Raw genomic sequence first — 24,535 nt, 5'->3', positions numbered from 1 at the left:
TGGCCGATGTTTCCTCGGCCGGTGACGACGGTAACGGGCCGAGGCCTCAGTGTCACCATTTGATAACGCGGAGTGTCTTCGCCTGTTGCGGGGCCTCATTGGGCGCGCAGAGACTCTTCCCAGCTAGTGGCGACGAGACGTGTCCATCGCCGAGCTGTTGCCCTTCCGTTACCGGGTCGTTATGTGAGGAAGCTCACATCACTGGGGCGCGTCGACGATGTCCTTGCCGAGCGGCATGAGCGAGATGGGAATCATCTTGAGATTCGCGACCGCCAGCGGGATCCCGATGATCGTGATCGCCATGGCGATTGCCGTGACGACGTGCCCGATCGCGAGCCACAGACCAGCGATGATGAACCAGATGACATTGCCGATCAGCGAGGCCACACCGGCCGTCGGCTTGTCGACCACGGTCTTCCCGAACGGCCACAGCGCGTAGACGCCCACCCGGAACGACGCGATGCCGAACGGGATCGTGATGATCAGGATGCAGCAGAGGATTCCGGCGACGAAATACCCCAGCGCCAGCCACAGACCGCCGAAGATCAGCCAGATGATGTTGAGCAGAATTCTCATGATCGTCCCATCGGTCGGTGGTCGGGTGTGTCAGCGCGCGCGTCTGCCCTGCCTCAGTGCCGCGACGATTCCGAGGAGGAATCCGATCGGGCACGCGAGGGCGATGAGATAGAGAACGAGACCCGGGTCGGAATCGGAGAGCACCGGGGTCAGGAAAATCGCCACGATCGCCACGAAGCCGATCGCGAAGAGGGCGAGTGCGACACGCAGCAGTCCGTCGCCCCTCCGGGGTGTGTGAGGAGTGCTCGAAGGAGTCGATTCGTGGGCCACACCAGCAACGATAGTGCCTGGAAACCCGGATGCCGGAGGGGGTGCGCCCAAGGTAGACTGTGGGCACTGCGCGTCCCGCACCAGAGGTGGGGCGCGCTGTTTTGCATACCAAGTGCAACCAACTGCACTCCAAGTGATGAGCGGGTGAACGCGGTGCCGACCGGCAAGGTGAAGTGGTACGACGTCGAAAAGGGCTTCGGCTTTCTGTCGCAGGAGGAGGGGGAGGACGTCTATGTGCGTTCGTCCGCTCTTCCCGAGGGCGTCGAGGGCCTCAAGGCCGGCCAGCGTGTCGAGTTCGGTATGGCCGCCGGTCGACGTGGACCCCAGGCGCTGAGCCTGAAGGTGCTCGACCCGGCGCCGTCGCTGCGTCAGAACGCCGCGCGCAAGGAGCCATCCGCCAAGAAGCACACGCCGGACGAACTCCACGGCATGGTCGAGGACATGATCACGCTGCTCGAGGCGAAGGTTCAGCCCGACCTGCGTAAGGGTAAGTACCCGGACCGCAAGACCGCCCAGCGCATCTCCGAGGTGGTCCGGGCCGTCGCGCGCGAGCTCGACAGCTGATCCGACGAACGACGAGAAGGCCCCTGCGCTTCGGCGCAGGGGCCTTCTTCGTGTGTCGTTCTAGGCGGTCTTGATCGACCAGGCCGCCCGGGCCTGCGTGAGCCCCTGCTCGTCGACGACGGCGGAGGGTAGCTGGATCTCGACGCCGGCCAGCTGCAGGTCCTCCGAGGAGGGCACGGTCACGGCGCGGGTCTCACCGGCACGGTGGGCCTGTTGCTGGACGACGACCTGACCCGACGCGTCCTGGTACACGACGAGCATGCGCCACGGTGCATCGACGATCTCCTGCGGCAGCGACAGCTGCAGCGAGGAGCCGGGTGGCACGTCGAGTTCGGCGAGGTCGCCGGTTGTGCAGTCCTCGAGATACAGGTTGCAGTACGCCAGCGGGGGGACCTGCTCGGCCCGGTTGTGCGCGAAGGCGGTGATCTCGGGCAGGCGGGGCGAGGAGTTGCGGACGAGTGCGTACAGGACTCCGACGAAGGCCACCAGGACCACCATCAGGCCCACAGCAATCAGTGCCAGGATCTTCTTGGTTCGCGCCTGCATTCTCACTTACTTCACATTTCCTGTCGATCGGTCGGCCCGGTGGGTCGAGTGAGGCTCGGACACTTCTTGTTCGGCCAGGTCGGGGCGTTTTCCGCCGAGCCCGGGCAGGAGGGTGCTCCCGCGGTACGTGAGGACGGTCTGGACGAGCCCGATGGTCATGACGGCAGAGACCACCGAGAACCCGATCCAGTATTCGGTGGGCAGGAGGACGCCCAGCGCGCCGCCGACGACCCAGCTCAGCTGCAGGACCGTCTCCGATCTTCCGAATCCGGAGGCAATCGATTCCTCGGGCAGGTCGTGCTGCAGCGACGCGTCCAGCGACACCTTGGCCAGGGCGCTGGCCGCCGACGCGACGAGGGTGGCCAGGGCGGCGGTCAGCAGGTTGTCGGTGATCGCGGCGAGGACGGCGATGATCCACACGGCACCCGTGCAGCGCAGCACGATGAGGGCGGGGCGGCCGAGCTTGATCCGGGCGCCCGCGGCGTTGCCGGCGAAGTTGCCGATGCCGGCGGCGGCGCCGACCAGGCCGAGCATCGCGGCCTGCACCAGCGGCTCGTGGTCGGTCCTCGACTTCGCGACGAACGCGATGTACAGCGTGAGGAATCCGGTCAGCACGCGGATGGTGCTGTTTCCCCACAACCCGGTGATGACCGCGCGGCCCAGCGGTTGTCTGCGTTTACCGGATTTCGCGGGGGCCTCGGGCTGCAGCACGCGGGTGCGTCCCATGACCTCGGTCGGGTGTTCGTCGCCGTGGTACGTGAGGGTGGCGGGGACCTCGCCTTCGGTGACCTCGACCCACGACGGGATCCGCATGCTGAGGTACGCGCCGAGGGCGGTGATGACGGCCGCCAGCCACAGTGCGCCGACGGACCCGGTGGCCATGGCGAGACCACCCGCGAGGGCGCCGGCGCCGATGGTTCCGCCGAGAAGTCCGAACACGGTGAGCCGGGAGTTGACCCGCACGAGGTCGATCTCCGGTGGCAGCACACGTGGTGTGACCGCACTCTTGAGCACCGAGAAGGACTTGCTGAGCACCATCATTCCGAGCGCGGCCGGATACAGCACCCAGCTGTCGAAGTTGAAGACGAGAACGATCGCCAGGATCGTCCGTAGGCCGAACGACGTGGCCAGTGCGACGCGACGGCCGTGCTGAAGCCGATCGAGCATCGGACCGATCAGCGGAGCGATGACGGCGAACGGGGCGATGGTGATCAGCAGATACAGCGCGACCTTCGTCTTGTCCTCGCCCGTCGCGGCCGAGAAGAACAGTGTGTTCGCCAGGGCGACGGCGATGGCCGCGTCGGTCGCGTTGTTGGCCATCACCGCGTACGTGAGCGCGGTGAGCCCCGACTTGTCGGCACCGTCCGCCTTGGCCGCGCGATGGAACGTCGCGATGCCCTTGTTGGTGAGTTCCCGGCTGCGCATCGCCGCGACCCGGGTGACGGTGAGTTTGCGAGGCATCGGCGGCGCCTTGGGGGCGTCCGCCCGCTCCTCGTCGGAACGGGGACGCTGCCCGCCGCCGACCGGATGAAGGGGTGGGAGCGGTGTCCGTCGACCTCCCGAGCGTGCGGCCGGCGGGTATTTGTCGAAGCCGGGATGAACGGGGGGCCCGGAATTCTCGTCAGGAGCCCGACCGCCGTCAGGCTCGTGGGGTTCGCGCGGTCCGGTCACTCCCTAATTCTGTCCTAGTCGGGAGACATGCGACCACAGCAACCCCGGCCAATGCTGGTCAGATCGGCCTGTCAGGGAACGAACCGCACCTCGAACATGCGCGGCCAGTACTTTCCGGTGACGAGGAAGCGGTCCGTTCCCGGGATCTGGGCGATGCCGTTGAGGACGTCGACGTCCCGCGGGCCGGGTGGGAGCGCGTCGCGGAGGGCCGAGGCGTCGACCTCCGCGGTGACCCGCCCGTCCGTGGGATCGATGCGGACGAGGGTGTCGGTGGTCCAGACGTTCGCGTAGATCGCGCCGTCGTCCGCGCATTCGAGTTCGTTGAGGCGGCCCAGCGGGCTTCCGTTCTGCACCGCCTGCACGGTGCGCCGGGGTTCGAAAGTGACCGGGTCGCGGAACGTGAGTGTGGGTGATCCGTCGCTCGTGACCAGCGCGTCGGGCAGCGCGCAGATGCCCCACCCTTCGCCGTCGAACGGGACCCGCCGCTGTTCGGCGAGTGTCGCGCGATCCCGGGCAACGGCGACCCCGTCTCGCCACGTCAGCTGCCAGACCGTGTCGCCGCTCACCGTGATGCCCTCGCCGAACAGGGGCGACGGCAGTTCCGCGCGAACCCGGACGGTGCCGCCGTCGAGGTCGGTGGCCTGCACCCAGGATTCGCCGGGGCGGCCGGTGCCCTCGAGCAACTGCGTGCCGTCGATCTCGAGTCCCTGGGTGAACGCATTCGGGTCGTGGTCGAGGGTGCGGAGGATCTCCGCGCGAAGGTCCGCGTCGGACGCGCCCGCCGCCACGGGGCTCTGCGGGGAGCACGCGGTGACCATCCACGCCACCGCAAGCAGGGCTGGGACGAGGTGCCTCCGGCCTGTCATCGGACCAGCATGACAGCCCAGGTGGGCACGCACTTGCGGTGGTGCGGCAAACTGGTGGTGTGAGTGTTGCTTCTTCCGACGAGCGCGCAGTGGCGCGTCCCGTACTGACCGACGCCGTCGAGCTCGCCCGAACCGCTGTGGTCGAACTGCAGGAAGGGGGAGTCGGCGACTACCTGGGCGTCACGTCCGACGACGCGTGCGCCGCGACTCACCGTTTCGTTGCGGACCTTCCGGGCTACCGGGGCTGGCAATGGGCGGTGGTGGTGGCTGCCGATCCCGAAGCGGACCATGCCACCGTCAGTGAACTGGCCCTCCTCCCCGGACCCGATGCGCTGGTCGCACCCGAGTGGATTCCGTGGGACCAGCGCATTCGCCCCGGCGACCTGTCCGCGGGCGATCTGCTGGCACCGCCGGCCGGTGACCCCCGCCTCGTCCCCGGCTATGTCGCGACGGGTGACCCCGAGATCGACGAGGCCGCCCTCGAACTCGGCCTGGGCCGCAAGCAGGTGATGAGCCTCGAAGGTCGCATCGACGCCGCCGAGCGCTGGCACGACGGCGACTTCGGACCCGATTCCGAGATGGCCAGGGCCGCGCCGTCGACGTGTGGGCTGTGCGGCTTCTACCTCCCGCTCGCCGGCTCGCTGCACGCGTCGTTCGGGGTGTGCGGCAACGAGATGGCCGCCGACGGGCACGTGGTCGACGCCACCTACGGATGCGGCGCCCACTCCGACACCCTGCTGCCTACGGGTGCCGGTTCGCCGCAATACGACGCGTACGACGACGGTGCCGTCGAGGTCGTCGAGCGGGCCGTCGCCGAGACGGAGACCGGGCCCGAAGCTGCTGCCGAGGTCACCGAGGCCGAGGAATCCGCATCGACCAGCTGACCGATCCTTTCGGCACCGCCGCCCTGAGGGATTCGACGCTCCTGGCGTGGCGCACGTCCCCGACCCGTCTGCGGGAGGACGCGGCGGCCGAATCCGATCTGGCCCGCGCCGGCTACCGCGACCGGCTCCTCACCGAGCTGGCGCAGAACGCGGCCGACGCCGCCGCCCGCGCCGAAGTGCCCGGTGAGCTGTCCGTGCAACTCGACGGACGCGTCCTGAGCGTGTCCAACACGGGCACGCCGCTGGACGAGCCGGGAGTCCAGGCGCTGGTCGCGTTGCGGGCGTCGAACAAATCCGGGACGACCGTCGGCCGCTACGGTGTCGGTTTCACGGCGGTGCTGTCGGTGAGCGACGAGATCGAACTGCGGTCGACGTCCGGTTCGGTGCTGTTCTCCGCGGAACGGACGAGGTCGGAGCTCCGGGAACTCGACGGTGCGGACCCGGGAGCGGACGTGCCCGCCCTGCGGTTGGCGTGGCCGACGGAGAACCGCCCGGCCGCAGGCGCGGCGTCGGAAGTCGTGTTGACGCTGCGCGAGGACGTGGACGGCGAGTCGCTGCTCGCCTACATGGCCCGCGAAGCACCCGACCTTCTGCTCGAACTGCCGGCGCTCGTCTCGATCTCCGTGGGCGACAAGCAGTTCCGCCGCCGCGAACGACCACTCGATTCCGGGTTGACCGAGGTCGCGATCGGCGACGACCGCTGGTGGCAGTACGAGTCCGGGCGCGCACGCTGGCTCGTCCCGGTCCGCGACGGCGTCGTCTCACCCGTGACGGAGGACGTCCTGCGCGCCCCCACACGGTCGGACGAGGAACTGTCGATACCCGCGATCCTCGTCGCGGACATCGCCATGCAACCCGACCGCAGGCGCATCCTGCCCGGCGCATCGACCGGCGACTTGGCGTCCGGATACGCCGAGTTCGTGGCCGCGGTGCCGCCCGAGCAGCGACTGTCGCTGGTTCCCGTTCCCGCGTTCGCACGCAGCGAGGTGGACTCGGCGTTGCGCGACCATCTCGTCGCCGAACTCCGGGAGCAGCCCTGGCTGCCGACCGTCGACGGCACGAACAAGGCCCCCGCTCGGGCGTCCGTGGTCCCCGGTCTCACCGACGAACTCGCCGAACTCCTCGCCGAAATCGTCGACGGCCTGGTCGTCCCGGATCTGTCCGGGCCGCGCTGGGCGCCCGCGCTGGCCGCCGTCGACGCCCACCGCCTCGGCCTGGCCCGCCTCACCGAACTTCTCAGTGGCATCGAACGGACACCGTCCTGGTGGCAGCGCCTGTATGCGGCGCTCGAACCGCTGGCCGTCGACGCCCTCGCGGCGGAGGAACTGGCGTCGATCCCGGTTCCGCTGTCCGACGGCCGCACGGTGACCGGTCCGCGAACGGTGTTGCTGGGTCACGACATCAACGGTGTCCTGGGGGTCGACTGGACGCGCCTCGTCCACCCGGATGCCGCGCACCCGCTGCTGTCGAGGCTCGGCGCGAAGACCGCCACGGCCGTCGACCTGCTCTCGGATCCGGCGTTGCGGGCCGAGATCGAGGATCTCGACCCCGACGACGCGGCGGCGGCAGAAGAACTGTCGTCCGCGGTGCTCGCACTCGCCGGGCGGGTCGACCCCGGCACATTGCCGTCGTGGCTCGGCCAGCTGCCTCTCCCGGATGTCGACGGGGAGTTGCGCGGTGCGGACGAATTGCTGTTGCCCGGTGCGCCTCTCGCCGACGTCCTGGTGGACGACTCACCGTTCGCGTGCGTGGACGCCGCGTTCGCCGAGCGGGTGGGGGAGGGCGCCCTCCGCGCCGTGGGCGTCGGCTGGGGCTTCACCGTGCTGCGCGCCGAACTCCCCACCGGCCCCGATCACGACCTCGACGACGAGGACCGCTGGTGGGACACGCTCGACGACGATCCCGACGAGATCGGGGCCGTGCGCGACCTGGACCTGGTGGACGAGGACCGCTGGCCGCAGGCGCTGACGATGCTCGCCCGTGATCCGTCGACGCGTCCGCTGCTCGCCGACCGCGCCGGGTACACGGCCTGGTGGCTGCGTCACAACGCAGAGTTGGACGGTCAGGTGCTCGGCCTGCTCCGCGATCCCACGGACGAGACGTTCGCGGGACTGCTCGACCCCGTCGAGCACGCGGAGTCCGCCGTGTTCGCGGCGGCCCTGGCGCCTTCGACGGTCGACTCTCCCGAACTCGCGCAGCTACTCCTGGACCGACTGGCCGATCCGGACCGCGAACCGAGCCCGGCGGTGATCGCGCGGGCACACAGCCTGCTCGCGGCGGCCGCGGCCGCACATCGCCTCGACCTCGAGGAACTCCACCTGCCCGAACACGTGCGCGGCCTGACGGGTGCACTCGTCGACCCCGGCGACGCCCTGGTGCTGGACGCACCGTGGCTGGCCGCCGCGGTGCCGCGCGAGCGCCTGGTGGTCGGGAGCCTGGACACCGCCGAGGCTCTCGCCGACCTGCTGGACCTTCCCCTCGCGTCCGCGGCGATCCGCGGCACCGTCACCGGCTCCGGCCGTGAATCCGCGTGGGAACGCGAACCGGCCGCGGTGCTCGCCTTCGCCGCACTCGGCCGCGACCTGCCGCACGGGCCCGTCGTCGTCCATCCCCGGCTCACGGTGAAGCTCACCGGCGCGGTCGACACCGAGATCGCGGTCCCGTGGTGGGTGGACGAGCAGGGGACCACCCATTGCTCCGAGTCGTGGGCCGAAGGCACGTGGGGCGCCGCCGGTGTCGTTTGACCAGAGCGTTCTCGACAGTGCCGTCGGAGATCGCACACCGTGGTTGATCGATGTCGTCACCGTCGTCACCAACAGCGGAGGAACGGTCGCGGCCTGGATCGTGTCCACCGTCCTGACGACGGCCCTCCTGCTGCAGGACCGTCGCCGCGAAGCCGTACTCGTGGCCGGCGCGATGCTGTCGGGTCTGGCCGTGATGACCACGCTCAAGAATCTGTTCGAACGGCAGCGCCCGCCACTGCCGGATCGCCTGGTGGAGATCTCGTCGTTCTCGTTCCCGTCCGGTCACGCGATGATGACTGCAATCCTCGCGAGCGTTCTCGTCGCCGTGACCCTCCGGGTCGTGCTGGTGGGGCACGTCCGGATCGCGCTGGTCTTCCTGCTGGTGCTGTACACGCTGGCGGTGGGGCTGTCGCGCGTCTACCTTGCCGCACACTGGATGACCGACGTCCTCGCCGGGTGGGCGTTCGGCGCGTTGTGGGCGGCGTTCTGGATCCTGCTGACCCGCACCCGGCCCCGCCGCGCCCGGACCTCGAGCTAGAGCAGTCCCTGCTGCATCACTAGAGCAGTCCCTGCTGCGCCCCGCGGCTTCCGCGCCGGGCCGCCCGCCGCTGCAACGCGAACAGTCCGTAGCCGAGGAATCCGACGACGACCCCCGCTATACACGTCGGAAGCGCATCCGACCACCGGTCGCCCGTGACGATCACCACGACGATCGCGACCGCCCACGCCAGCGTTCCCAGTATCAGCGCAGGTCGCGGGTCGGCGAGGCGCTGAGTGAGGGGTGGGCGATCTGCGGATTCGTTCACCGAATGAACGCTACCCTCGCGGTGGTGCCCTAATCTCCAAGGGCGACGCGCGACTTCTGGCGATGGGGACTGAACAATGGGTGCTGCTCCGAAACTGCTCGACAACTACTTCAAGATCACCGAGCGTGGTTCGACGGTAGGCGCGGAAATCCGCGGCGGAGTGGTGACGTTCGTAGCGATGGCATACATCGTGGTGCTGAACCCGCTCATCCTCGGCAGCTTCTCACCCGACGACGCCGTCGCGAAGACCGACGTCCTCGGCAACATCCTCCCCGTCAACCAGGTGGCCGCGGTCACGGCCCTGGTGGCGGGGCTGATGAGCATCGTGTTCGGCGTCGTCGCGAACTATCCGTTCGCGATCGCGGCGGGCCTTGGCATCAACAGTCTTCTCGCCGTCACCATCGCACCGCAGGTCACCTGGCCCGAGGCGATGGGCCTCGTGGTGATCGACGGTGTCATCATCGTCGTGTTGGCGCTCACCGGATTCCGGACCGCCGTCTTCAATGCCATTCCGGCCGAGCTCAAATCCGCCATCGCCGCCGGTATCGGCATGTTCATCGCGTTCATCGGTCTCGTCGACGCCGGGTTCGTCCGGCGCATCCCGGACGTCGCGGGCACCACCGTCCCCGTCGGCCTGGGCATCAACGGATCGATCTCCTCCTGGCCGACCGTGACGTTCGTGTTCGGTGTGCTGCTGATGGGTGTCCTGGTGGTGCGCAAGGTGCGCGGCGGTCTGCTCATCGGCATCGTCGTCACCACCGTGCTGGCCGCGATCATCGAGGCCGTCGCCGGCGTCGGACCGTCGCTGGGCGTGAACCCCCAGGGCTGGAACCTCAGCGTCCCGGCCGCTCCCGAAGTGCTGGCGGAACTTCCGGACCTCAGCCTCGTCGGCGACGTCAGCATCTTCGGCGCGTTCACCCGCATCGGCGTACTTGCGGCCAGCCTCCTGGTGTTCACGCTCGTGCTCGCCAACTTCTTCGACGCCATGGGCACGATGACCGGGCTCGGCAAGGAGGCCGGTCTCACCGACGAGGACGGCAATCTGCCCAACATCGGACGGGCCCTGGTCGTCGAGGGCACCGGCGCCATCGTCGGCGGCGGCGCGTCGGCGTCGTCCAACACCGTGTTCGTCGAATCCGCTTCGGGTATCGCCGAGGGCGCCCGCACCGGACTCGCGAATGTGGTGACGGGACTGCTGTTTCTGGCCGCGATGTTCCTGACCCCGCTGTATTCGGTGGTGCCGATCGAGGCGGCCGCGCCGGCGCTGGTCGTGGTGGGCGCGATGATGATCGGTCAGGTCCGCGACATCGATTTCACCCAGTTCTCGATCGCGTTGCCCGCGTTCCTCACCATCGCCGTCATGCCGTTCACGTACTCGATCGCCAACGGCATCGGCGTCGGATTCGTGTCGTGGGTCGTCCTCAATGCTGGGAGCGGTGGTATCAAGAAGATTCACCCGTTGATGTGGGTGGTGGCGCTTCTCTTCGTGGCCTACTTCGCGGTCGGTCCGATCACCGACGCAGTAACGTAAACGGCGGCGGATCGGTCCCGTATTGTCATTCCCGTGACCACGGATACGCGAGCACTCGCCAGTGACCTGTCCCTGGCTGTCGTGCGCCTCACGCGTCACCTGCGTGGGCGCCGCGTCGACGCCCAGGTATCGCTGACCCAGCTGTCTGCTCTGGCCACCCTCGCCCGCGACGGCGCCATGACGCCGGGCAATCTCGCGGCTCGTGAGAAGGTGCAGCCGCCGTCGATGACCCGGGTCATCGCTTCGCTGGTCGAACTGGGGCTGGTCGAGCGGGCACCGCATCCCACCGACGGACGGCAGATCATCGTCACGCTGTCGGATGCCGGTCACGCGCTGATCGCCGACGAGACCCACGCCCGCGAGGCGTGGATGAACGAGCGGCTCTCCGGGCTCGACGAGGCTCAACTGAAGACCCTCCGCGACGCGGTCGGCATCATCACGTCCATCGTCGCCGAGTCGGAGTAGTCCCCGCGGCGAATGGTGCTGTGTCACTGAGTTTTCTGCGCGAGCCGATCGCGTCGACGACGGATGCCGCGATGTTCCGCGCGGGGCTGGTCGTTCCGATTCCGGGGCCGGGAGCAAGATGGATGTGTGCCGCCCGAATCCGAGACCACCGCCTCAGCCCAGCCGAAGACCGGCATGTTCGCCGCTCTCCGCACCCGGAACTACCGGTTGTGGGCCTCGGGGCAGATCGTCTCCCTCGTCGGAACCTGGATGCAGCGGGTGGCGCAGGACTGGCTCGTCCTGACGCTGTCGAACGGTAATGCGCTCGCCGTCGGCATCGTGATGGCACTGCAGTTCGGTCCGACCCTGTTCCTGTCCGTGTGGGGCGGCGTGCTCGCCGACCGATACGACAAGCGGCGCATCCTGATCGCGACGCAGGTGTCGATGGCGTTGTGCGCACTGGTGCTCGGGGTGCTGGACGTCGGCGGGCTGGTGGTCCTGTGGCACGTCTACCTCATCGCGTTTCTGCTCGGCTGCGCGTCGGCGATCGACGCGCCGGCGCGGCAGTCGTTCACGATCGAGATGGTCGGCAAGGAGTCGCTGCCCAATGCCATCGCCCTGAACTCGATGACATTCAACACGGCTCGCATCATCGGCCCGGCGATCTCCGGTGTGCTGATCACCCTCATCGGCACGGGGTGGGTGTTCCTGCTCAACGTGGGCACGTTCACCGGTGTGCTGATCGCGCTGCTGATGATGAACACCCGCGACCTGTTCACGGCACCCCAGGCGCAGCGCGGGAAAGGGCAGGTCCGCGAGGGTTTCCGTTACGTGTGGGGCCGCACCGACCTGCGGGTGCTGATGGTGGCGGTGTTCATGGTGTCGACGTTCGGGCTGAACTTCCCGATCAGTCTCGCCGTTCTCGCCCGCAACACGTTCGATCGCGGCGCGGACGCCTACGGACTCTTGTCGACGACTCTCGCTGTGGGCACGCTGGCCGGTGCCACGATCGCCGCGAAACGCAAGACCCCGCCGCGGCTGCGCACATTCCTCGGGGCGGCGGCCGCCTTCGGAGCCTTCGAGATCCTGGTGGGACTCATGCCCACCTACGTGCTGGTCGCGATCATGCTCGTCCCGACCGGCGCGCTCACGCTGACGTTCACGACGGCGGCGATGAACATCCTGCAGATGTCCGTGCCGTCGGAGATGCGCGGCCGGGTGATGGGCATCTACATGCTCTGTTTCCTCGGCGGCACCCCGCTGGGCAGTCCCGTTCTGGGATGGCTGGCCGACGTCCTCGACCCCCGCGCCCCGCTCGTGATCGGAGGCGCGATCTCCCTGGTGAGCGGGATCGGCGCGGCCCTGTACCTGATGCGGCACCAGCGGGTGCGGGTGACGGTGCGCAGACCGGACACCGGCAGCTATCTCCCGGTGATCGAACTGCACAACGTTCTCGAACCGCACCCCGTGGTCTGCGACGCCACCGAGCAGGCCGTGGAAGCGAGCCGCGACCCGCGGCGATGACGGCCGCCGCAACCGTTCAGACGCCGACCGCCGTCGCCACGGCCCGCCGGGTCAGCACTCTCGCGAGGTGGCTGCGGTACTCGGCGTCGGCGTTGCCGTCGGTGACCGGGTCGGTGCCCTCGGCGGCGTGTTCGGCCGCCGCCCGGATCAGCTCGGGATCGGCGGCATTGCCTACGAGCGCATCCTCGACGCCGCGAGCCCGAACCGGTACGGACCCCATGTTGGTCAGCGCCACCCGGGCCTGCCGGATGGTGCCGCCGTCGACCTGGATCGTCGCGGCCACTCCTACGATCGACCACGCCTCCGCGACCGTGTTGAATTTCTCGTACCGCGCCTCCCAGCCGGTGTGCTTGGGAACCCGCACGTCCACGAGGATCTCGTCCGGTCGCAGCGTGGTGGTGTAGTAGCCCTCGAAGAAGTCCGCGACCGGGATGCTCCGCCTGCCCGCGGTACCCACGGCGGTCAGGGTGGCGTCGAGTGCCAGTGCGGGGGCGCACAGGTCACCGGCCGGATCGGCATGCGCCAGAGCACCACCCAGTGTGCCGCGGTGCCGGATCTGCGGATCGGCGACGGTGCGGGTGGCCTCGACGAGCAGCAGCGCGTGCTCGTGGACGAGCGGGTCGCGGATCACGTCGTAGTACGTGGTCATCGCACCGATCACGATGCTGTCCCCGTCGTCGCGGACGCCGCGCAACTCACCGATCCGGCCCAGGTCGACGAGGGTGCTCGGCGAAGACAACCGCAGCCGCAGCACCGGCAGCAGGCTCTGGCCGCCCGCGAGTATCTTGGCGTCCTCCCCGGCCTCGGCGAGCGCGGCCACCGCCTGTTCGACGGAGGTCGGGGACACGTAGTCGAAGCGCGGCGGAATCATCGGGCACCTCCCTGAGCGGCGCGGATGGCGTGCCAGACCCGCATCGGTGTACACGGCATCTCGACGTCACGTACCCCGAACTGGCGGACGGCGTCGAGGACGGCATTGACGACGGCGGGGGTGGACGCGATCGTCCCCGCCTCACCGACCCCCTTGACGCCGAGCGGATTACCGGTGGCGGGAGTCTCGGTGCGGCCCGTGGTGAACGACGGCAGATCCGCCGCCGACGGCACCAGGTACTCGGCGAAGGAACCCGACAGCAGGGTGCCCGACTCGTCGTACACCGCCTCCTCGTACAGGGCCTGCGCGATGCCCTGGGCGAGTCCGCCATGCACCTGACCCTCCACGATCAGCGGGTTGACCACGTGCCCGATGTCGTCGACGCACACGTAGGAGCGGATGCCGACCTTCCCGGTCTCGGTGTCCACCTCCACCGCGCACAGGTGCGTGCCGTGCGGGAACGAGAAGTTCTCCGGGTCGTACGTGGCCTCGGAGTCCAGATTCGGCTCCACACCCTCGGGCAGGTCGTGCGCGGCGAACACGGCGAGCGCGACATCGGCGATGCCGACCGCCTTCTCGGTGCCCTTCACCCGGAACCGGCCCTCGGTGAACTCGAGATCGTCCTCGGCGCACTCCATCAGGTGCGCCGCGATGGGCCTGGCCTTCGCGATCACCTTCTCGGCGGCCTTCACCACCGCGATCGCCCCGACCGCCAAAGACCGAGAACCGTACGTGTCCATGCCTCGCGGCGACGTCTGGGTGTCACCGTGCAGCACCTCGATGTCCTCGAACGGAACCCCGAGCTGATCCGCGACCACCTGGCTCCACGCGGTCTCGTGCCCCTGGCCGTGCGCAGAGGAACCAGTGACCACCTCGACCTTGCCGGTGGGCAGCATCCGGATCGCCGCGTGTTCCCACCCGCCGGCCCCGTAGGCCAGCGCGCCGAGGGTGCGCGACGGCGCCAGACCGCACATCTCGGTGAACGTGGACACTCCGATGCCGAGTTGCACCGGGTCCTTCCGCTCGCGGCGCTCCGCCTGTTCGCGCCGGAGCCCGTCGTAGTCGAACAACTCCCGCGCGCGTGCGGTGGCGGCCTCGTAGTTGCCGGAGTCGTACGTCAGGCCCGCGACGGTGTCGAACGGGAACTCCTCGTGGGTGATCCAGTTCTTCGCCCGCAACTCCAGCGGATCCAGCGACAGCTCGGTCGCGAGTTCGTCGATCATCCGCTCGATCGCGAATGTCGCCTCCGGGCGCCCCGCCCCGCGGTACGCGTCGGTGGGCACCTTGTTGGTGAACACGTTGGTGCACGTGAAGTGATACGCCGGGAACTTGTAGATGCCGTTGAACATGAACGCGCCCAGGATCGGAACCCCCGGCGTGACCAGCCGCAGGTACGCGCCCATGTCGGCGAGCAGTTCCACCTTCATCCCGGTTACGGTGCCGTCGCGGCGGGCGGCGAGTGTCAGTTTCTGGATCTGGTCGCGTCCGTGATGTGCCGCGACCATCGATTCGCTGCGGGACTCGGTGTACTTCACGGGCTTGCCGAGTCGCCGCGCGACGAGCAGCGCGATCACTTCCTCCGGCGTCACCTGAAGCTTGCCACCGAAACCGCCGCCGACATCCGGGGCGACGACGCGCAGTTTGTGCTCCGGGATGCCGAGTGTCATCGCCAGCATCAGCCGCAGGATGTGGGGGATCTGCGTGGCCGACCACATCGTGATCTGGGCGCCGGTCGGGTCGACCACCACCGAGCGGGGTTCCATGAACGCCGGGATCAGCCGCTGCTGCCGGAAGGTGCGCTCGACGAGTACCTCGGCGTCGCGGATGGCCTGCTCGACGTCGCCGCCGGTACCGGCCTCCGCCGAGTCGAAGGTCCAGGTGGCGCTGACGTTCGTCCCGAGATCCGGGTGCACGAGGTCGGCGCCATCGGCGGCCGCGGCCGCGAGATCGAGGACGACCGGCAGTTCGTCGTACTCGACGTCGATCGCCTCGAGTGCGTCGTGCGCCTCGTAGGCGCTGCGCGCCACCACGACCGCGACGGCCTCGCCGGCGAAGTTGACGCCGTCGACCGCGAGGGACGGGGCCGGCGGCGACTTCATGTCCGGCGTGATCGGCCAGGCACATGGCAGGCTGCCCTGCTCGTCGGCGAGATCGGCGCCGGTCAGGACCGCGACGACACCGGGCATCTCGCGGGCGGCTGAGGCGTCGACACCGGTGATGCGGGCGTGCGCGAACGGGCTGCGCAGGATCGCCAGGTGCTGCATGCCGGGGAGGACGAGGTTGTCGGTCCAGCGGGTGCGGCCCGTGATCAGATGCTCGTCTTCCTTGCGTTTCCGGGCCTTGCCGATTTCCGGTTCGGCGGTGGCGGTCATCGCACACCTCCCTGCGCGGTGTCGGTCTTCGGTGCATCCGCCGTCGGTGTTTCTGCCGTGCCGCCGCCGCGCAACCGCTGCGCCGCATCCTGCACCGCGCTGACGATGTTCTGGTATCCGGTGCAGCGGCACAGGTTGCCTTCCAACCCCAACCGCACCGTCCGCTCGTCCGGGTCGGGTTCCTCGGCGAGCAGGTCGAGGGTCTGCATGATCATGCCGGGGGTGCAGTAGCCGCACTGCAGGGCGTGGTTGTCGCGGAACGCCTGTTGCACGGGGTGCAACGTCCCGTTCCGGGACAGGCCCTCGACGGTGAGGACGTCGCCGCCGTCGGCCTGCACGGCGAGCACCGAGCAGGACTTGACGCTGTGACCGTTCAGATGAACGGTGCAGGCCCCGCAGTTTCCGGTGTCGCAGCCGATGACGGTGCCGACCTTGCCGAGCCGGTCCCGAAGATAGTGGACGAGGAGCAGTCGCGGTTCCACCTCGTCCGTGTATGCCGTTCCGTCGACGGTGACAGTGATGCGCATCGCGCCTCCAAAGCCGGGAGCCTCAGGTGATACGTCCTACTCTGCGCCGACGGAGCGCGAACAACACCCGAAATCGTGGAACCGGTTCCGGATCGGTCACGTTCGGCGCGCGACCTCGAGCAGTTCCTGCAGTGTCGCGAGACTGTGGCCGGCGAGCAGACGATCGACGTACGGCAGGGCGGCCGCGATCCCGGACTGCACCGGCTCGTACCCGTCCGCGCCGGCGTGCGGATTCACCCACAGCACGGTGCGCGCGAGCCGGCGCAGCTGAGCCATCTGTTCCGCGAGCAGGGCCGGGTCACCGCGCTCCCAGCCGTCGGAGAAGATCACCACGACGGCGCCGCGGGCCACGCCCCGCCTGCCCCAGCGGTCCAGGAACGCGCGCAGCGTCTCGCCGAGGCGGGTGCCGCCCGCCCAGTCGGGCACGGCCCGGCCCGCGGCGGCGAGCGCCACTTCCGCGTCGCGGACCCGCAGCGCCCGGGAGAGCCGCGTCAGCCGGGTGCCCAGCGAGAACACCTCGGTGCCTGCGGGGTTGCCGCGGGCGACGACGTGCGCGAAGCGCAGCAGCGCATCGGCGTACGGGCTCATCGATCCGGACACGTCGATCAGCAGAACCATCCGGCGTGGCCGGGTGGCCTTGCGGTGGTGGCTCGGTCGCACCGGTTCGCCGCCCGCCGCGAGCATGCCCCGCACCGTGCGCCGCGGGTCCACGGCGCCCCGGCGGGCCGGCCGCATCCGGATGGCCGGGCGGGTCGGGGGCCGCGGGCGCAGCGAGGCGATCAGCTCGGCGAGGTGCGCCCGCTCGGCCGCGGTGAGGTCGGCGATGTCGCGGTGGCGCAACACCTCGGTGTCGTCCGCGGCGACCCGCAGATGCGGCGCGTCGCCACCGGTGTCGCCGCCGTCCGTCCTGGTCAGCGCTGCCGTTCCGGCGCGGCGCGGCTGCTCCCCGGACCGCGGCGTGCGCGCCGGGACGGTACCGCCGAACCAGCCCGCGAACGCCGAGTCGTACCGCGGGATGTCGTCGGGACCGCGGCACAGCGTCGCACGACCCGCCCAGTACACCTGAGTCGGATCGCCCACATCCACCTGGCGGAGGGCCCGCGTGAACGCGGCGACGGCGTCCGACGCGACCGACAGTCCCGCCGCCGCGAGGGCGTGGGCGAACCCGGCGATGCCCACGAGCGGGTCGCCGACGTCCGGGGTCGTGGACATACCTCTCACCCCGCCAGGAGACGGTCCAGTCCGGCACGGGCCACCCGTTCGAGGTCCTCGCGGTACTTGAGGACCGCCCCGAGCGTCGCGGCGGCAGTCTCCGCGTCCAGCACGTCCCGATCGAGTTCCCGCAATGCGCGGGCCCAGTCCAGCGACTCGGCCACTCCCGGCGGCTTGAGTAGTTCCATCTCGCGCAGGGCGTGGACGGCCCGGGCGACCTGGCCGGCGAGTTCGGCCCCGATGCCGGGGATGCGGCGGCGCAGGATCGCGACTTCCCGCGCCAGATCGGGGTGTTCGAGCCAGTGATACAGGCAGCGGCGTTTGAGGGCGTCGTGCACCTCGCGGGTGCGGTTGGAGGTGAGTACCACCAGCGGCGGTGTCGCCGCCCGCACCTCGCCGAGTTCGGGGATGGTGACGGCATTCTCGTCGAGTACCTGCAGCAGGAATGCCTCGAACTCGTCGTCGGCGCGGTCGATCTCGTCGACGAGCAGCACGCACGGCGCCTCGGTGAGGGCCCGCAGCAAGGGGCGCGCCAGCAGGAACCGCTCGGTGTACAGCGAGCGTTCGACCGTGTCGGCCTCGAGCATGCCGTCGCTCGCCGCCTCCAGCGTCCGCAGGTGCAGCAACTGCCGAGGGAAGTCCCAGTCGTAGAGCGCCTGCGCCGCGTCGATGCCCTCATGGCATTGCAGGCGGATCAGCGGCAGACCGAACGCTTCCGACAACGCGGTCGCGAGCGACGTCTTGCCGGTGCCGGGTTCGCCCTCGCAGAACAGCGGACGTCCCATACGTATGGCGAGAAACGCGGCCATCGCGACGCCGTCGTCGGCGAGGTAGCCGGTGGCGTCGAGCGCCCGCGCCAGTTCCGCAGGCGAACCGACCGTCGGCGTGGAATGACTCACGCCCGCGAGCCTAGGTGAGTGCCCGGCCCCGGATACGCGACTCGGACAACCCCGCCGGCGGTCAACCGCCCGGCTCCACCCTGCCGCGGTCCTCGCTCAGCCGCCGGAACATCGCGGTGGCGCCGAATCTCGCGGCCGCCCGTTCGACGAGTCGCGGCGCGATCTGCGCCAGGGCGAGCAGCGGGCGGATCGGTGCTCCGCTCTCGACGATCTCGGGCCGGTCACGCTGGATTGCCCGGATCACGGCGGCGGCGACCTTGTCGGTGCTGGTCTCGCCCGTGATCCGGCCGGCCCTGATTCCGCGTTCCGTCATCCGCTGGTACATGCCGTCGCCCGCGATGAATCCGGGGCACACCACGGAGAAACCGACAGGCGAGCCTGCGTACTCCGCCCGCAGCGACTGGGTGAGACCGATCAGCCCGGCCTTCGTCGCGGCGTACGGCGCGCAGTACGCCGGACCGATCTTCGCTGCCAGCGACGAGATGAACACCACGTGACCGCGACCGCGGCCCAGCATCCCGGGCACCACTCGGCGCGTGAGAAGTAGTGGCGCGGTGAGATTCACATCGACCATCGCGGTGAGCTCACCGGGGTCGAGTCGGGTGAAGGCCGAGACGTTCTCCACGCCGGCGTTGTTCACGAGGAGGTCGAGGGGACCGACTGCCGCCTCGGCGCGTTCGATCAGCGAATCGAGCTGGCCGAGTCGGTTCAGGTCCGCGGGCACGGCCTCGGCGCGCACACCGAGCGCACGCAGTTCTCCGACGACTTCCGCGAGTCGGTCCTCACGTCGGCCGGACACGGCGACGGCGACGCCCTCGCGCGCCAGGGCCAGGGCGACGATGCGGCCGAGACCGCCGGAGGCGCCGGTCACCAGAGCCGTGCGTCCGTGCAGTTGCTTCATTCCTTCGAGCTTTCGCGTTCGGTGGAGGGGAGTCAACGCTGTGACGCCCCGCATACGGCACGATGGACCGGTGGTTCACGTCATCGACATAACAGATCCGGCCGACACCAGGCTGGACGATTTCCGCGATCTCAATTCCTCGGACCGCCGTCCCGACCTCCCCGAGGGCAAGGGCCTGGTGATCGCGGAGGGTGTGCTGGTGGCGCAGCGCCTGCTCGCGTCCCGGTTCGACCCGATCGCGCTGCTCGGCGTCGATCGGCGTCTGGAGGAACTCAGAGGCGACCTCGCGGACGTGGACGTGCCGTTCTACCGGACGACGTCGGACGTCATGGCCGAGGTCGTCGGGTTCCATCTCAACCGGGGTGTGCTCGCGGCGGCGCGCCGCCCCGCGCCCCTCGAAGTGTCGGACGTGCTCGAGCACGCCCGGACGGTCGCGGTGCTTGAGGGCGTCAACGATCACGAGAACCTGGGCTCGATGTTCCGCAACGCGGCGGGGCTCGGCGTCGACGCCGTGGTGTTCGGCAAGGGCTGCGCCGACCCGCTGTACCGCCGGGCGGTCCGGGTGTCGATGGGGCACGTTCTCCGGGTCCCGTTCGCGCACGTGACGAAGTGGCCGCACGACCTGGACGCGTTGCGGGAGAGGGGTTTCCAGCTGATCTCGTTGACCCCGAATCCCGAGGCGGTGACACTGGCCGAGGCGATGACGGGGGAGAAGGTGGCGTTGCTGCTGGGCGCGGAAGGCCCCGGCCTCACCGAACACGCCATGCGGGCCACGGACATTCGTGCCCGCATCCCGATGGCACCCGGAACGGACTCACTCAACGTCGCGACGGCGGCGGCGATGGCGTTCTACGAGCGCGTCCGCACGGGTCGGTGAGAATGCTGCACCCTCATTCCCCGTATCCGCCGCAGACGGGAACGCCGTGGTTCACCGGACTTCTCGTGGCGGGGTTCGCCGCCGTCGTGGTGGCGGTCGCAATCATGGCCTTCGGCTCGCAGCTCGCCCGGATCAACCCTGCCCTGGCGGTGTTCCTCGAACTCGTCGCGGTGGCCGGGGTGGCGCCGTCGGCGTGGCGACTACGCCGAACACCGGTGTGGCGGTGGCTGGTGTACGGCGCCGCGGCCGGGGTGCTCGCCGGTTGGATCGCGATGCTCGTCGGCGCCGCGTAGTCCGGGATCGACCACTCAGAAGCCGAAATAGCGGCGGAGCAGTCCACCCTTCCGGGCGGCCGGTGGCGGAGCGGCTAAAGGCGTGGGGTGGGTGGCCGCGGCGGGTTGTTCCACCTCGGCGGGAGGCTCGACCTCGGGACCCTCACCGGGCGGGTGAACGGTGAAGCCGAGCACGGTGAGCGACTTCGGGTCGATCTCGGTGCCCTCGGGGGCGCCCGTGTACCGGAACCCCAGCCATTCCCGGTTGGCGCCCTCGGCGAACTGCTGCGGGTGGAACGGCAACGACTGCGGGTCGGGCAGGACACCCGCCGGATGCTTCAGCGGAAAGTCGCCCGCCCAGAACGGCCTCTCCCACACCAACGGGATGCCGAGGTCCTCGTGGATGTGGACCGGCGTCGCGCTGAATGACCGCGTCAGGTGCCCGTCCTCCCACATCGCGAACGAGCCCCACGCGATGTCCGGCCTTGACGCCACGTAGTACGTCTTCGCGAATTCGGTGGGCCGGACGCGTGTTTCGGGCAGAGTCGACGGTCGGGGGACGGCCAGATCGGGCCCGCACACGACGGTGATGCCGGGGTAGGAACCGATGTGCACGGTCCCGGCGGCATCGAGCCGCGTGGCCTCGGCCAGCGGAACCGGGCCGGTGGGGGTGGCCGTCAGATCGGGATAGAGGCGGGAGGCGAGCCGCTGCGCCGCGTCGAGATCAGGCTCCGGGTGGCCGCGCAGCACAGCCGCAGGGTCGGGGACGTCGACGTACCAGATCGTTGATACCTTCGCCCCCACGGTCATCCCTCTCTTCCGGTGTCTTCCTGAAAGAGTACGACCCCGACCGTGTTTCCGGCCTGCTCACCGCGCAGACGGTCAGCGTCCGCTGCTGCGGACACCGAGCAGGACGTCGTCCCAGGACGGGAGGGCGGGTTTGCCGCGCTTGTCCTTGTTGTTCGTCTGGTGCGGAGCGATCTTGGGTGCGGCGGGCTCTTCGGACGGGGCGGGCTCGTCCTCGGGTTCCTCGGTGACGTCGGCCTCGATGATCTCCTCGGGCTCGATCGTCGGCACCTCCACCTCGATGGGGAACTCGGCGAGTTCGAGTTGCTCCGGCTCGTCGGACGCCACCGGCGCCAATCCGCGAAGCGGACGGCCGAAGTCGGGATCGATCAGGTCGAACGCGGTGTCGTCGAGCGCGACGATGGTGCCACCGTGCGCGTCCGGCTGATACCGCCAGTGCGCCGCGTTGGTGGTCCGCCCGGCCTGCCACTGCAGCTGGGCGACCCAGTGATTGTCCTCGTCGCGCCACGCGTCCCATGCGGCGTCGTCGATGTTGTGCCCCCGCGCGCGGAACGCCTGCGTGACGATCTCGGCGAGAGTGGGAACGGCGGGGCCGTTGTCGCGGACCGGGTGTCCACCCTGCGCCATCTCGGCCGCACGGGAACGTTCGAGCAGAACCGGATAGGCGAAACGCTCCACCTTCGCCAGGGGGATACCGGCCTCGTCGGCCACCTGTTCGACGGAGGCGCCGGCACGGATGCGGGCCTGGATTTCGCGGGGCCTGAGCTGACTGTCCATTTCGATCTCAATCTGGCCGAGTCGAGCGATGTCCCCGCGGGATGCGGCGCGGAGTTTGTCATCGGCGGGAAGCCGGAATTTTTCGCCGGTACTGGCATCTGCGCACACGACGTGCGATCCATCGGGCTCGAGACCGATCACTCGAAGCTCTCGCACGTTTGACCTCCTTATCGCGCCGGCTCGCGACTTTGCACCTGGGCAACTGTAATTCATTCGTGACAGCCCGCGCGGCAGGACACGCGCGGGTAAATCCCGTCCCGGCGTCGTGGCCGCGCTAGGCTTCCTCGTTTCGAGGCGGTCCCTCGGGATCGGCCTCCAGGACCTCGCCGCCGCGCGCATACTGATCGACAGAGCCCGGGAACGGGGCGTCGGAACAGAAGTGGATCTGAGTCGATGAGCCAGAGCGATGTCGACGGCGTGGACCTTGCGCACCTGCGGCGAGCCATCGAACTCGCCGACGAGACGGGCGACGCGGGCAACAGACCGTTCGGTGCGGTGGCGGTCGGGGCCGACGGTCACGTGATCAGCGAGGGCGCCAACTCCGTCGCGACGTCCGCCGACGTCACCGAGCACGCGGAACTCGACGCAATCACCACCGCCTGCGGTGAGGGACGAACCGGCGACCTCGTCGGCGCCACCATGTATGCCAGCGGTGAGCCGTGCCCGATGTGCAGTGCGGCGATGGTGTGGGCCGGCATCACGCGGGTGGTCTACGCGGCGTCGTCCGCGGACTTCTCCCGGATTCTCCCGGACGGCCCACGGTTCGCGCTGGGCTGCGCCGACGTGCTCGAGTCCGCGAGCGTCGAGATCGAGGTCAGCGGACCGCATCTCGGCGACGAGGCGCTCGCACCGTTCCACCGTTTCCTCGACACGGACTGACCAGGAACGCCGTCAGCCCCCGGCACCGCAGTGCCGGGGGCTGACGGACGTGTGTGCCGGGACTCAGCCGAGCTGCGAGACGACCCAGTCGATGCTCTTCGTGAGCTGCGAGACGTCCTCGGGGTCGATCGCCGGGAACATGCCGACACGCAGCTGGTTGCGGCCCAGCTTGCGGTACGGCTCCGTGTCGACGACGCCGTTGGCGCGCAGGATCTTCGCCACCTGGGCCGCGTCGATCTTGTCGTCGAAGTCGATGGTGCCGACCACCTGCGAGCGGTGAGCGGGATCGGTGACGAACGGGGTGGCGTATTCGCTGGCCTCGGCCCACTGGTACAGGCGCGACGACGAATCGGCGGTACGCGAGGTGGCCCAGTCGAGGCCGCCGTTGCCGTTCAGCCATTCGATCTGGTTGGCGAGCAGCAGCAGCGTCGCGACCGCCGGGGTGTTGTACGTCTGATCCTTGGAGCTGTTGTCCACGGCGATGGGCAGCGACAGGAAGTCAGGGGTCCAGCGACCCGAATCCTTGATCTCCGCGACGCGCTCGAGCGCCTTCGGGCTCATCAGTGCGATCCACAGTCCGCCGTCGGCCGCGAAGCACTTCTGCGGCGCGAAGTAGTACACGTCGGAGTCGGCGACGTTCACCGGCAGACCGCCGGCGCCGGACGTGGCGTCGATGGCGATGAGCGCATTCTCCGAGCCCGCGGGACGCGAGACGGGGATCGCGACACCGGTGGACGTCTCGTTGTGCGCCCAGCCGATGAGGTCGACGGACGGATCCGAGACCGGCTCGGGAGCACTGCCCGGGTCGGCGGACACGACGATCGGGTCGCCGATGAACGGGTTGTTCTTCGCGACCGACGCGAACTTGGAGCTGAACTCACCGTTCGTGAGGTGCAGCGACTTCTCCCGGATCAGGCCGAACGCGGCCGCATCCCAGAACGCGGTGGTGCCACCGTTGCCGAGCACCACCTCGTAACCCTCGGGCAGGGAGAACAGATCGGCGAGGCCGGACCGCACGCTGGCGACGACGTCCTTGACAGGCTTCTGGCGGTGGCTGGTGCCGAACACCGAGGAGCCCACCTCGACCAGCGACTGCAGCTGTTCGGGCCGAACCTTGGAGGGTCCGCAGCCGAAACGTCCATCGGCGGGCAGGAGGTCTGCGGGGATGATCGGTGTGGAGGTCATCGCTACTTTCTGTTCCTTACTGGTTCTGGCGGGGGAGGCGGTCAGCTGGTGTGGGCGATCTGGTCCCAGCCCTCGACGGACTCGGGGGTGCGGGGCGCGGGTCCGGTGTAGATGGCGGCCGGGCGGACGAGTTTGCCGAGGCGCTTCTGTTCGAGGATGTGGGCGCACCAGCCGGCGGTGCGGCCGCAGGTGAACATCGCGGGCATCATGTGCGCCGGGACCTCGGCGAAGTCGAGGATGACCGCGGCCCAGAATTCGACGTTGGTTTCGATGGCCCGGTCGGGGCGGCGTTCGCGCAGTTCGGCGAGCGCGGCCTGCTCGAGGGCGGCGGCCGCCTCGTAGCGGGGGGCGTTCAGCCGTTGGGCGGTGGCGCGCAGCACCCGGGCGCGGGGGTCTTCGGCGCGGTAGACGCGGTGCCCGAAGCCCATCAGCTTTTCCTTGCGGTCGAGGACGCCCTTGACCAGGGCGCGGGCGTCGCCGGTCTTCTCGGTGTCCTCGATCATCGGCAGGACGCGGGCGGGGGCGCCGCC

The 24,535-nt window shown here is 69.4% G+C and carries 26 protein-coding genes; 10 read left to right on the top strand and 16 right to left on the bottom strand.

Features of this window, described 5'->3' with window-relative positions; genetic code table 11:
• Window positions 1-198: 198 nt before the first annotated feature.
• The gene (locus ACFVJ3_RS35245; protein WP_378456468.1) at window positions 199-576 is read right to left on the bottom strand and encodes a YccF domain-containing protein; all 378 of its coding nucleotides are present in this window, start codon (window positions 574-576) and stop codon (window positions 199-201) included.
• Window positions 577-606: 30 nt separating this feature from the next.
• Window positions 607-846 (bottom strand): hypothetical protein, encoded by a 240-nt coding sequence (locus ACFVJ3_RS35240; protein WP_378456467.1) that lies wholly within the window; start codon window positions 844-846, stop codon window positions 607-609.
• Window positions 847-999: 153 nt separating this feature from the next.
• Between ACFVJ3_RS35240 and ACFVJ3_RS35235 the strand changes: the two genes are divergently transcribed.
• Window positions 1,000-1,410 (top strand): cold-shock protein, encoded by a 411-nt coding sequence (locus tag ACFVJ3_RS35235; RefSeq protein WP_005255275.1) that lies wholly within the window; start codon window positions 1,000-1,002, stop codon window positions 1,408-1,410.
• Window positions 1,411-1,470: 60 nt separating this feature from the next.
• Here ACFVJ3_RS35235 and ACFVJ3_RS35230 read toward each other — a convergent pair whose 3' ends face one another.
• The 3 genes from ACFVJ3_RS35230 to ACFVJ3_RS35220 form a co-directional block, all read right to left on the bottom strand.
• Window positions 1,471-1,956 (bottom strand): DUF2771 domain-containing protein, encoded by a 486-nt coding sequence (locus ACFVJ3_RS35230; protein WP_378456466.1) that lies wholly within the window; start codon window positions 1,954-1,956, stop codon window positions 1,471-1,473.
• A 6-nt stretch (window positions 1,957-1,962) separates the two neighbouring features.
• Complete coding sequence (locus tag ACFVJ3_RS35225; protein WP_378456465.1) at window positions 1,963-3,627, bottom strand: MFS transporter; 1,665 nt, start codon at window positions 3,625-3,627, stop codon at window positions 1,963-1,965.
• Between the two features lie 71 nt (window positions 3,628-3,698).
• Window positions 3,699-4,493, bottom strand: coding sequence for a glutaminyl-peptide cyclotransferase (locus ACFVJ3_RS35220; RefSeq protein WP_378456464.1), 795 nt, complete (start codon window positions 4,491-4,493; stop codon window positions 3,699-3,701).
• Between the two features lie 38 nt (window positions 4,494-4,531).
• Between ACFVJ3_RS35220 and ACFVJ3_RS35215 the strand changes: the two genes are divergently transcribed.
• The 3 genes from ACFVJ3_RS35215 (at window position 4,532) to ACFVJ3_RS35205 (ending at window position 8,659) form a co-directional block, all read left to right on the top strand.
• Window positions 4,532-5,377 (top strand): DUF3027 domain-containing protein, encoded by an 846-nt coding sequence (locus ACFVJ3_RS35215; protein ID WP_378456463.1) that lies wholly within the window; start codon window positions 4,532-4,534, stop codon window positions 5,375-5,377.
• Window positions 5,378-5,553: 176 nt separating this feature from the next.
• A complete protein-coding gene (locus tag ACFVJ3_RS35210; RefSeq protein ID WP_378456462.1) occupies window positions 5,554-8,121 on the top strand; it encodes an ATP-binding protein in 2,568 nt (855 codons plus the stop codon).
• Complete coding sequence (locus tag ACFVJ3_RS35205) at window positions 8,111-8,659, top strand: phosphatase PAP2 family protein (RefSeq protein ID WP_378456461.1); 549 nt, start codon at window positions 8,111-8,113, stop codon at window positions 8,657-8,659. Before ACFVJ3_RS35210 ends, ACFVJ3_RS35205 begins: the two co-directional genes overlap by 11 nt.
• 19 nt (window positions 8,660-8,678) lie before the next feature.
• On the opposite strand, the gene ACFVJ3_RS35200 is transcribed toward ACFVJ3_RS35205, so the two are convergent.
• Window positions 8,679-8,927 carry a DUF2530 domain-containing protein gene (locus ACFVJ3_RS35200; RefSeq protein ID WP_009478020.1) on the bottom strand — a complete coding sequence of 83 codons (249 nt, stop codon included), beginning with the start codon at window positions 8,925-8,927 and terminating at the stop codon, window positions 8,679-8,681.
• A gap of 76 nt (window positions 8,928-9,003) precedes the next feature.
• On the opposite strand from ACFVJ3_RS35200, the gene ACFVJ3_RS35195 reads away from it, so the two are divergent.
• The 3 genes from ACFVJ3_RS35195 to ACFVJ3_RS35185 all read left to right on the top strand — a co-directional run bounded on the left by ACFVJ3_RS35195 (window position 9,004) and on the right by ACFVJ3_RS35185 (window position 12,426).
• Window positions 9,004-10,458 carry an NCS2 family permease gene (locus ACFVJ3_RS35195; RefSeq protein WP_378456460.1) on the top strand — a complete coding sequence of 485 codons (1,455 nt, stop codon included), beginning with the start codon at window positions 9,004-9,006 and terminating at the stop codon, window positions 10,456-10,458.
• A gap of 33 nt (window positions 10,459-10,491) precedes the next feature.
• Window positions 10,492-10,923, top strand: coding sequence for a MarR family winged helix-turn-helix transcriptional regulator (locus ACFVJ3_RS35190; RefSeq protein ID WP_378456459.1), 432 nt, complete (start codon window positions 10,492-10,494; stop codon window positions 10,921-10,923).
• Window positions 10,924-11,097: 174 nt separating this feature from the next.
• Window positions 11,098-12,426: an MFS transporter gene (locus ACFVJ3_RS35185; protein WP_378456514.1), complete on the top strand. Its 1,329-nt coding sequence runs from the start codon at window positions 11,098-11,100 to the stop codon at window positions 12,424-12,426.
• A gap of 16 nt (window positions 12,427-12,442) precedes the next feature.
• Here the strand turns inward: ACFVJ3_RS35185 and ACFVJ3_RS35180 are convergent, their stop codons facing one another.
• The 6 genes from ACFVJ3_RS35180 to ACFVJ3_RS35155 form a co-directional block, all read right to left on the bottom strand.
• A complete protein-coding gene (locus tag ACFVJ3_RS35180; RefSeq protein WP_378456458.1) occupies window positions 12,443-13,297 on the bottom strand; it encodes an FAD binding domain-containing protein in 855 nt (284 codons plus the stop codon).
• The gene (locus ACFVJ3_RS35175; RefSeq protein WP_378456457.1) at window positions 13,294-15,669 is read right to left on the bottom strand and encodes a xanthine dehydrogenase family protein molybdopterin-binding subunit; all 2,376 of its coding nucleotides are present in this window, start codon (window positions 15,667-15,669) and stop codon (window positions 13,294-13,296) included. Before ACFVJ3_RS35175 ends, ACFVJ3_RS35180 begins: the two co-directional genes overlap by 4 nt.
• Complete coding sequence (locus ACFVJ3_RS35170) at window positions 15,666-16,196, bottom strand: (2Fe-2S)-binding protein (RefSeq protein ID WP_378456456.1); 531 nt, start codon at window positions 16,194-16,196, stop codon at window positions 15,666-15,668. Before ACFVJ3_RS35170 ends, ACFVJ3_RS35175 begins: the two co-directional genes overlap by 4 nt.
• A gap of 96 nt (window positions 16,197-16,292) precedes the next feature.
• Window positions 16,293-17,408, bottom strand: coding sequence for a VWA domain-containing protein (locus ACFVJ3_RS35165; RefSeq protein WP_378456455.1), 1,116 nt, complete (start codon window positions 17,406-17,408; stop codon window positions 16,293-16,295).
• A 5-nt stretch (window positions 17,409-17,413) separates the two neighbouring features.
• Window positions 17,414-18,307 (bottom strand): AAA family ATPase, encoded by an 894-nt coding sequence (locus ACFVJ3_RS35160; protein ID WP_378456454.1) that lies wholly within the window; start codon window positions 18,305-18,307, stop codon window positions 17,414-17,416.
• A 61-nt stretch (window positions 18,308-18,368) separates the two neighbouring features.
• A complete protein-coding gene (locus ACFVJ3_RS35155) occupies window positions 18,369-19,208 on the bottom strand; it encodes an SDR family NAD(P)-dependent oxidoreductase (protein WP_378456453.1) in 840 nt (279 codons plus the stop codon).
• Window positions 19,209-19,278: 70 nt separating this feature from the next.
• On the opposite strand from ACFVJ3_RS35155, the gene ACFVJ3_RS35150 reads away from it, so the two are divergent.
• Both ACFVJ3_RS35150 and ACFVJ3_RS35145 read left to right on the top strand, forming a co-directional pair.
• Complete coding sequence (locus ACFVJ3_RS35150) at window positions 19,279-20,085, top strand: TrmH family RNA methyltransferase (protein WP_378456452.1); 807 nt, start codon at window positions 19,279-19,281, stop codon at window positions 20,083-20,085.
• Window positions 20,086-20,087: 2 nt separating this feature from the next.
• A complete protein-coding gene (locus ACFVJ3_RS35145) occupies window positions 20,088-20,378 on the top strand; it encodes a DUF2537 domain-containing protein (protein ID WP_378456451.1) in 291 nt (96 codons plus the stop codon).
• Window positions 20,379-20,393: 15 nt separating this feature from the next.
• On the opposite strand, the gene ACFVJ3_RS35140 is transcribed toward ACFVJ3_RS35145, so the two are convergent.
• A complete protein-coding gene (locus ACFVJ3_RS35140) occupies window positions 20,394-21,167 on the bottom strand; it encodes a DUF6928 family protein (RefSeq protein WP_378456450.1) in 774 nt (257 codons plus the stop codon).
• Between the two features lie 72 nt (window positions 21,168-21,239).
• A complete protein-coding gene (gene sepH, locus ACFVJ3_RS35135; protein WP_378456449.1) occupies window positions 21,240-22,097 on the bottom strand; it encodes a septation protein SepH in 858 nt (285 codons plus the stop codon).
• Window positions 22,098-22,334: 237 nt separating this feature from the next.
• Between sepH and ACFVJ3_RS35130 the strand changes: the two genes are divergently transcribed.
• Complete coding sequence (locus tag ACFVJ3_RS35130; protein ID WP_378456448.1) at window positions 22,335-22,820, top strand: nucleoside deaminase; 486 nt, start codon at window positions 22,335-22,337, stop codon at window positions 22,818-22,820.
• A gap of 63 nt (window positions 22,821-22,883) precedes the next feature.
• On the opposite strand, the gene serC is transcribed toward ACFVJ3_RS35130, so the two are convergent.
• Both serC and ACFVJ3_RS35120 read right to left on the bottom strand, forming a co-directional pair.
• Entirely contained in the window at window positions 22,884-24,005 is a 1,122-nt protein-coding gene (serC, locus tag ACFVJ3_RS35125; protein ID WP_378456447.1) for a phosphoserine transaminase, read from the bottom strand.
• 41 nt (window positions 24,006-24,046) lie between these two features.
• Window positions 24,047-24,535, bottom strand: a 489-nt coding sequence (locus ACFVJ3_RS35120; protein WP_378456446.1) for a citrate/2-methylcitrate synthase, incomplete at its 5' end; no start/stop codon positions are given.

Source organism: Rhodococcus sp. NPDC127593 (assembly GCF_042671975.1).
Lineage (GTDB): Bacteria > Actinomycetota > Actinomycetes > Mycobacteriales > Mycobacteriaceae > Rhodococcus_F.
This window is presented reverse-complemented; position numbering and strand designations above follow the sequence as displayed.

What these genes read in the sequence shown, in the direction of transcription:
- ACFVJ3_RS35220 (WP_378456464.1), bottom strand. Translation starts at nt 4,493, where the DNA reads ATGACAGGCCGGAGGCACCTCGTCCCAGCCCTGCTTGCGGTGGCGTGG.
- ACFVJ3_RS35230 (WP_378456466.1), bottom strand. Translation starts at nt 1,956, where the DNA reads ATGCAGGCGCGAACCAAGAAGATCCTGGCACTGATTGCTGTGGGCCTG.
- ACFVJ3_RS35195 (WP_378456460.1), top strand. Translation starts at nt 9,004, where the DNA reads ATGGGTGCTGCTCCGAAACTGCTCGACAACTACTTCAAGATCACCGAG.
- ACFVJ3_RS35140 (WP_378456450.1), bottom strand. Translation starts at nt 21,167, where the DNA reads ATGACCGTGGGGGCGAAGGTATCAACGATCTGGTACGTCGACGTCCCC.
- ACFVJ3_RS35155 (WP_378456453.1), bottom strand. Translation starts at nt 19,208, where the DNA reads ATGAAGCAACTGCACGGACGCACGGCTCTGGTGACCGGCGCCTCCGGC.
- ACFVJ3_RS35245 (WP_378456468.1), bottom strand. Translation starts at nt 576, where the DNA reads ATGAGAATTCTGCTCAACATCATCTGGCTGATCTTCGGCGGTCTGTGG.
- ACFVJ3_RS35145 (WP_378456451.1), top strand. Translation starts at nt 20,088, where the DNA reads ATGCTGCACCCTCATTCCCCGTATCCGCCGCAGACGGGAACGCCGTGG.
- ACFVJ3_RS35175 (WP_378456457.1), bottom strand. Translation starts at nt 15,669, where the DNA reads ATGACCGCCACCGCCGAACCGGAAATCGGCAAGGCCCGGAAACGCAAG.
- ACFVJ3_RS35165 (WP_378456455.1), bottom strand. Translation starts at nt 17,408, where the DNA reads ATGTCCACGACCCCGGACGTCGGCGACCCGCTCGTGGGCATCGCCGGG.
- serC (WP_378456447.1), bottom strand. Translation starts at nt 24,005, where the DNA reads ATGACCTCCACACCGATCATCCCCGCAGACCTCCTGCCCGCCGATGGA.
- ACFVJ3_RS35170 (WP_378456456.1), bottom strand. Translation starts at nt 16,196, where the DNA reads ATGCGCATCACTGTCACCGTCGACGGAACGGCATACACGGACGAGGTG.
- ACFVJ3_RS35180 (WP_378456458.1), bottom strand. Translation starts at nt 13,297, where the DNA reads ATGATTCCGCCGCGCTTCGACTACGTGTCCCCGACCTCCGTCGAACAG.
- ACFVJ3_RS35130 (WP_378456448.1), top strand. Translation starts at nt 22,335, where the DNA reads ATGAGCCAGAGCGATGTCGACGGCGTGGACCTTGCGCACCTGCGGCGA.
- ACFVJ3_RS35185 (WP_378456514.1), top strand. Translation starts at nt 11,098, where the DNA reads ATGTTCGCCGCTCTCCGCACCCGGAACTACCGGTTGTGGGCCTCGGGG.